6 protein-coding genes and 2 pseudogenes are annotated in these 6,649 nt (G+C 54.1%); 7 read left to right on the top strand and 1 reads right to left on the bottom strand.

Annotated elements, in window-relative coordinates; translation table 11 throughout:
• A pseudogene (locus APR53_00040) lies at positions 1 to 416 on the bottom strand.
• 373 nt (positions 417 to 789) lie between these two features.
• Here APR53_00040 and APR53_00035 point away from each other — a divergent pair.
• From APR53_00035 to APR53_00005, 7 genes and pseudogenes are all read left to right on the top strand, one after another.
• Complete coding sequence (locus tag APR53_00035) at positions 790 to 1,776, top strand: UDP-N-acetylglucosamine-1-phosphate transferase (protein ID KQC03129.1); 987 nt, start codon at positions 790 to 792, stop codon at positions 1,774 to 1,776.
• A 49-nt stretch (positions 1,777 to 1,825) separates the two neighbouring features.
• Positions 1,826 to 2,458 (top strand): hypothetical protein, encoded by a 633-nt coding sequence (locus APR53_00030; GenBank protein ID KQC03128.1) that lies wholly within the window; start codon positions 1,826 to 1,828, stop codon positions 2,456 to 2,458.
• Between the two features lie 31 nt (positions 2,459 to 2,489).
• Positions 2,490 to 2,708: a hypothetical protein gene (locus APR53_00025; protein KQC03127.1), complete on the top strand. Its 219-nt coding sequence runs from the start codon at positions 2,490 to 2,492 to the stop codon at positions 2,706 to 2,708.
• Positions 2,708 to 3,334, top strand: a complete 627-nt coding sequence (locus APR53_00020) for an LmbE family protein (protein ID KQC03126.1) — start codon at positions 2,708 to 2,710, stop codon at positions 3,332 to 3,334. Before APR53_00025 ends, APR53_00020 begins: the two co-directional genes overlap by 1 nt.
• Positions 3,319 to 4,422: a hypothetical protein gene (locus tag APR53_00015; GenBank protein KQC03125.1), complete on the top strand. Its 1,104-nt coding sequence runs from the start codon at positions 3,319 to 3,321 to the stop codon at positions 4,420 to 4,422. The genes APR53_00020 and APR53_00015 overlap by 16 nt, the downstream gene beginning before the upstream one ends.
• Entirely contained in the window at positions 4,419 to 6,038 is a 1,620-nt protein-coding gene (locus tag APR53_00010; GenBank protein ID KQC03124.1) for a hypothetical protein, read from the top strand. Before APR53_00015 ends, APR53_00010 begins: the two co-directional genes overlap by 4 nt.
• A 372-nt stretch (positions 6,039 to 6,410) precedes the next feature.
• A pseudogene (locus APR53_00005) lies at positions 6,411 to 6,649 on the top strand.

The following is a 6,649-nucleotide window of genomic DNA, read 5'->3' as shown; positions in this document are numbered from 1 at the left end:
CGACTGTTCGCACTAACGGTGGAGATACCAATATAATCAAGACCTTCGAGTGCCTTGATTGCGTATTGTGGTTCCTTAGTAATCTGATACATCAGACCGAGATCACGAACATAGTTGGACCGATATAATAATCGGTTGTATGCAGAATCAGTCCACGCCGGATCGGAGAAGTCACGTGTTAGCCCGGTGTCAGCATTTACCTTGATGCTGTTTTCCCAGCCGCTCCATGGCTGGACGGTGCGGTACTGGTATCCTGGTGTCTCGGCAATATCGTCGAAGAGTAGTGACGGGTGGGTAATCGCGGCAGCGCAGGCCGGGAGAATGAATGCCGCGAGAATGACGGCGGTCACGAGCAGACCTGTTTTCGCGGTTCCAAGCCGGGAAAACCTTTGTGATGCTGGAGGTTGTTGTTGCATGGCGAGTTCCTCGTAGTTGGAAAGCCAACAGACTATTAAATAACATTATGGGTCGGCGCGGGAATGGTTGCCGCCGGACTGATGAGTGCCCCGCATCCGGCAGTGGTGGCCTCGCCCGGTATGGTGGCTTTTGCAGGGATTCCCGCCCCGCAGCTGCGGGGCCGCTGGTGCCGCCCCGTAGATATAATTCAATAGAATGTTATGTAAATATATAATAGTGATGTTTACTGATTAACGCTGCCCTGAACTTATAGTGTGTAGTGATTTCGGTTAACACAGAATCCGTTCCCGTCCGTTTCAGGGTCGAAGCGCTCGTTTTTGCCGAAGGAGATGCAATAGGTTTAAATTAGGGCGCATCAAGAACTGTTCTGGTATGGTCACTATCGATGCGTTCGTTAATTCGCTCAATTTCATGTTTCTTGTCTTTTTCATCATTCCCTTCTCACTTATCATCCTCATCATGCCATATATGATAAAAAAGTCGCGGGAGAAGGGGTACGTTGCGAGGGATATGTACAAACGCGCCCTTCCGAAGGTGCCGGTCAACGGTGGCCTGATGATTCTCCTGGTTGCGATGTTTTCCCTCTCCATCACTTCGCTCTTCTACAGCCGCTACATCTCCCCCGTCAACTACGCGATCATCATGGTGGTTTCCCTCTTTGCACTGTTCGGGATACTGGACGACATTATCAATATCGGCAGGCCGGCAAAGCTGATCCTGCTGTACTACTGCTCGTACACGCTCATCCCCTTCATCGGCATCACGACGGTGAATCTTCCTCTCATTGGTGTTGTCGACTTCGATGTTATTTATCTGCAGGTTATCGTCCCCACCTATATCCCGGTGGTCGCCAATCTCGTGAACATGCACTCGGGCTTTAACGGGCTCGCACCTGGGCTGTCGCTCATCGTGCTCGTGACCCTTGTGGTAAAAAGCCTGCTCTTCGGCGATATATTCAATATCCTCTTCATCGTCTCCCTGACAGGGGCGGTAGCTGGTTACTGGTGGTTTGAGAAATATCCCGCGCGGATCTTCTGGGGCAATGTCGGGGCACTGACCGTGGGTGCTGCGATTGGGGCGGTGATCGTGATCGAGGGCTTTATCGTGAGCGGTTTTATCATGCTCATTCCGCACACGATCAACTTCCTGCTTTATGTATACTGGCGCCTCCGGACCGATAAGTACCCGATCGCGAAGTTCGGGCGGGAGCGTGAGGACGGTACGATCGAGGTGCCCAACCCCCTCACGCTCAAGTGGGTGCTGCCGTATTATGCCCGGGTGACGGAGCAGCAGGCGACTGTGGTGATGTACGTCCTGACCGCGGCGTTCTGCGCAATCGGGTTCGTAGTGCCCGGATGAGAACAAATGCTATTATACGCTAAACCGAAACTATAGACAAGGGATCTGCTTGGATATCGATATCATCGGCATCGTCAGGGCAATCGTCGGCATCGTGCTGATCACTTTCGTCCCCGGTTTCGCCCTCTCATGGGCGATCTTTCCCCGGAGTGATCGGGTGCCGCTTGTCAATCGGCTTGCCCTTTCGTTTGTGCTCAGCATCATCGGCGTGATCGCAACTGTTCTCTTTATCGACATCGTGCTCGGCGTCGAGACCACGACAGGAAATATCGTCATCGCCGTCATCCTGCTGACCGTGCTTGCCGCCGTGGCGTGGAAGGTCCAGATCATCTTCCGTGAAAGTAAACTCAAGGCAGGGATCGACGAGGCTCTCCGGGCAGAACAGAACGTCATTACTATCGATCTCGCCCCTCTATGGAACCTGTTCGCCTCTCTTCGCGGTAGGAACGCCCTGATAAACTTCCTTGAAAGAAAGCTCAAGGGAGGGATCGACCGGGCTCATAGGTCAGCAGATAAGAACGTCGCTACTATCGATCTCTCCCCTCTCCGGAACCTGTTCGCCTACCTTCGCGGCAGGAAAGCAGCACAATCGGACGAAAAAGTGGATGCGGAATCCTATGAGGAGCGCATCACCACGCACATCACCGGGATCACCGGAACCAAATGCCCCCCCCGCAAGTGAACCGTGGGGACAGGTAAGGACTAACATCGCCATGGAAATGCATGCTCTCGATGCAATCGCGGTGACAATCCGCGGTACACCGCCCCTCCCGCCCTCCGTCATCGATCTGCTTGTCTTGCTTTACCCAAAGGAGATCCGGGCGTTGGTAATCCGGCAGGATGTCTCTTACCGGGCCGAAGGAGACGGCTGTATCGAATGTGATGACCCGGCCCTCCTCTACGCGGCGGCCTGGGATCTTGGGGGAAACTAATGACCAAAAAAACGATTCTTATCATCAGCCCGCACACCGACGACGGCGAACTGGGCTGCGGGGGCTCAATCGCCCGTTTCGTGGAGGAAGGCAATGATGTGATCTATACGGCCCTCTCCTCCTGTGAAAAGTCAGTACCCTGCGAGTACCCGGCGGATATCCTGCGGAGCGAGGTGAAGGAGGCCACCGCCGTACTCGGCATCGCCGCTCCAATTCTCTATGATTTCGAAGTGCGCGAGTTTCCCCGCCTGCGGCAGGAGATACTTGATACGCTTATCCGGCTCCGCAACGAGGTACGGCCCGATATTGTTTTCACCCCATCATCCTACGATACGCACCAGGATCACAAGACAACACGGGAAGAGACCCTGCGGGCATTCAAGCAGTGCACCATCCTCGGCTACGAACAGCCGTGGAACAATATCACGTTTAACACCTCGGCGTTCATCGCGCTTGAGGACCGACATATCGACGCGAAGATCCGGGCCCTGCAGTGCTATAAAACCCAGATGAACCGCAGCTATCTTAGTGCCGATTTCATCCGTGGTCTCGCTCTGACCCGGGGGACGCAGATCGAGAACCGCTATGCCGAAGCATTCGAGGTGATTAAATGGGTGATCCGGTGACGAAACGCCGGGTACTCATCGACATTGGCCACCCTGCCCAAGTCCACTTCTTCCGCTACCTTGCGGAGAACTTGCAGGCGGACGGGCATACGGTGCTGTTCACCGCCCGGGACAAGGAAGTGACGATTGCCCTCCTGAAGGCGTTTGGGCTCCCCTACGAGATCCGGGGCGAGCTCTACAAAGGTATGCTTGCAAAAGCGTTCGGGATGCTTGTCATCGACAACCGCCTGTACCGGATCGCTCGGAGGTTCCGGCCGGACCTGCTCATCGGGTTCCACAACCCGTACATTACCCACGTTAGCAGGCTCCTCGGAAAACCCGCGATCATCTTCACCGATACAGAAAACGTCGGCATCGCCTCGTTGCTGACGTTTCCGTTCGCCGATCTGATCTGCACGCCTTCCTGCTTCAAGGAGGCGATAGATCCAGAGAAGCACGTGATGTACGACGGCTACAAGGAGCTCGCCTATCTCCACCCGCGGTACTTCACCCCCGATCCGGCGGTGCCCGCATCGCTTGGGATTGAACCGGGCGAGCCTTTTATCCTGCTCCGCCTGATCTCATGGAAGGCGAGCCACGACACCGATCTGCAAGGGATCCAGGACCCGGAAGCGTTCGTCCGCGTGCTGGAGCAGTTCGGCCGGGTGCTGATTAGCTCAGAGCGTGAGCTGGACCCACAACTTGCGGCGAAACGGCTCATCCTTCCCCCGGAACAGTTCCACTCCATACTTGCCCATGCAAGCCTCTATATCGGTGAAGGGGGAACGATCGCTACAGAGGCGGCGCTGCTCGGCACCCCATCCATCCATATCGAGGCGGACCGGTCGGGCGAGGCGAGCGGAAACCGGTGCGGGAACTTCATTGAACTGCGGGATCAGTACGACCTGATGTACTTCTACCCCGATGAGGTGTCTGCATGGGAGAAAGCTCGTGAAATCCTCAGAAATCCACTTTCTAGGGCGGAATGGTCGAAAAAACGTGACCGTCTCCTTGCCGAAAAGATCGACGTGACGAATTGGATGACCGACTTGATCGAAGGATACCCGGAGAGTGTGCATGCAGCACGATTCCTCACGCAACGTCTATGATTGTCCTTTCAGCTATCACCGAAGACCCCGTCCGCCAGGCCGGCATACGCCATTTTTTCACGACAGCCGGGATTGCGGTCCGGCCTTTCGACGCCGATCCCGGAGCAGTCACTATCGGGTACGGGACGCCGCCCGCCGATGCGCCGGTGCGGATCCGCATAGCGCACGCACCTGCGAGTGATGTGGTGCAGGGGGAACTGTACGGGGAGAGCTGGCGCCTCCCCTTCTCGGCCGCACTCGATCCCGTGTCCGAAGGCGGCGAAGTCCTCGCATGGGTGTCGGTGAATGATGAACGGCACCCCTGCATCGTGCAGGACGGAGCGACCATCACGGTAGCGTTTGATCTCTTCGCGGAAACGGGGGAATGGCTCTGCGGCGGACGGGATCGCCCCCGTGCCGGCCCTGCGGGTGATCCGGCCGTTTTGGTCGTTGACGGGTACGAGGCGTTGCTGGTCTCCTGTATCCGGCGGGCGTGCCACCTTCAGGGAATTCCGTTCGTGGCAACGGCGCACTGGCCACAGAACCATACCTCGGCCGTCTGCCTTACCCATGATGTCGATGAACTGGTAAAAACCTACCAGTGGATTACCCGCCCCTTGCGGTACTGTAGGCAGGGTGACGGCGCGGGGCTTCTCCGTCAGTTTCGGTCGCTGCTGGCGAAAATCGGTGGGAAAGAGCCGTACTGGATGTTTGATGCAATTAGACGCATGGATGATGAGCTGCAGATCCGGTCCACCTTCTACTTCCTTGAAGAATCGATGGCTCCGCGTCTTCTCGATCCGTCCACTTGGAACGTACTCGGCCGCTGCCATTCACTCAATACTCCCGCCGCACAGGCTCTCATCAGGGATCTTGCACACGACGGGCACGAAATCGGGGTTCACGGTTCATACCGGTCCTTTGCGGACTATGATTTGCTCGCCCGGGAGAAAGGTCATATTGACACGATTATTGGCCGGTCGGTGACCGGGATTCGGCAGCATCATCTCAATCTCGACGTTCCCAGGACTTGGGAGATGCAAGCAAAAGCCGGATTTATCTATGACACATCACTCGGATATAAGGATCGGCCGGGATTCCGGGGGGGCACGTGCTTTCCATTCCATCCCGAAACAGCATCCGGCCCCCTCCCTCTCCTCGAACTGCCGCTTGCTGTGATGGACATCACGGTGCCCCCTAGATCCGCTGGATGGGAGATCTGCCGTACAATTGCTGACAGGGTGGCAGCAACCGGTGGCTTGCTGATGCTGCTCTGGCATCCTGCAGTGTTCAATCCAATCGAGTTCCCTGGTGCCGGGGATCTCTGCGCCCGCCTCATACGCCATGCACAGGCGAAGGGAGCATGGGCCGCCACCGCCGGTGAGATTGCTGCATGGTGGCGGCGCCGGAGTTCGGCTTTGATCACCTGGACGGCCCGGGACGGCGCACTGCATATCACTTTTCCACCAGATGCTGACGATCTTGCGGTTGATATATGGCTTCCTGAAGGCAGCACGGCAGCGATTCCCAAGAGTATTCAGGTCTTCGTCCGCGAGGAGCAGCACTTCCGGATTGCGCTCGGCCCCCTCAGTATGGCATTGCCGACGACACTGGAAATAGAATATATTTGCGGCTGATTTCACCCCTCTGCCTGAGCACAGGGCGAATAACTGGGTACTATTATCGTTTTCTAATTAACGAAATTTCATCTGTTCTCCACTATATCTCGAGTGATGTGAAAGGATTGGTTCACTACCAGCAATTTTTTTGTGAAACGATCCCGGCTCTGAATTATCATTTTGACTAAAGAGAGAATGGTATTTTTTTATCGCAAGTATCTGCCTCGCCGGCATTTATGTACATGTTAATATAAATGTTTTTGATTGTTTCAATGTTTAATTATATTCTACTCCCCTTATGCTTGCTTGGGTTGGTAGTGATTCTGTGTGGATAAATTTAATATAACATTTAACGATAATTTAAATGAAATATGAAAAATTTGCAGAGTGATGGTGCTTGATATGAGTATGAAAAAATATTTCATGGAAGTTTTTATAAAGTTATTTTCATATTTTCCATCTGGTATAAAATTAAGTATTTATAAATTATTAGGTGCTAAAATCGGAAAGAATGTTGAACTTGGATTTGGTTCTATAATAATACCTTTTGATATGGATTTTAAAAAAATTCGAATAAATAATAATATAAATATTCGGGACAATGTCACGATTCGCGCAAAAAATTTATT

The sequence above is a fragment of the Methanoculleus sp. SDB genome (assembly GCA_001412355.1).
Lineage (GTDB): Archaea > Halobacteriota > Methanomicrobia > Methanomicrobiales > Methanomicrobiaceae > LKUD01.
The sequence above is the reverse complement of the archived record's forward strand: the minus strand, read 5'-3'. Positions and strand labels throughout refer to the sequence as shown.

Bases quoted from the DNA above. Each gene is read 5' to 3' on its own strand.
- APR53_00035 (KQC03129.1), top strand. From the start codon at position 790: ATGGTCACTATCGATGCGTTCGTTAATTCGCTCAATTTCATGTTTCTT.
- APR53_00025 (KQC03127.1), top strand. From the start codon at position 2,490: ATGGAAATGCATGCTCTCGATGCAATCGCGGTGACAATCCGCGGTACA.
- APR53_00020 (KQC03126.1), top strand. From the start codon at position 2,708: ATGACCAAAAAAACGATTCTTATCATCAGCCCGCACACCGACGACGGC.
- APR53_00015 (KQC03125.1), top strand. From the start codon at position 3,319: ATGGGTGATCCGGTGACGAAACGCCGGGTACTCATCGACATTGGCCAC.
- APR53_00010 (KQC03124.1), top strand. From the start codon at position 4,419: ATGATTGTCCTTTCAGCTATCACCGAAGACCCCGTCCGCCAGGCCGGC.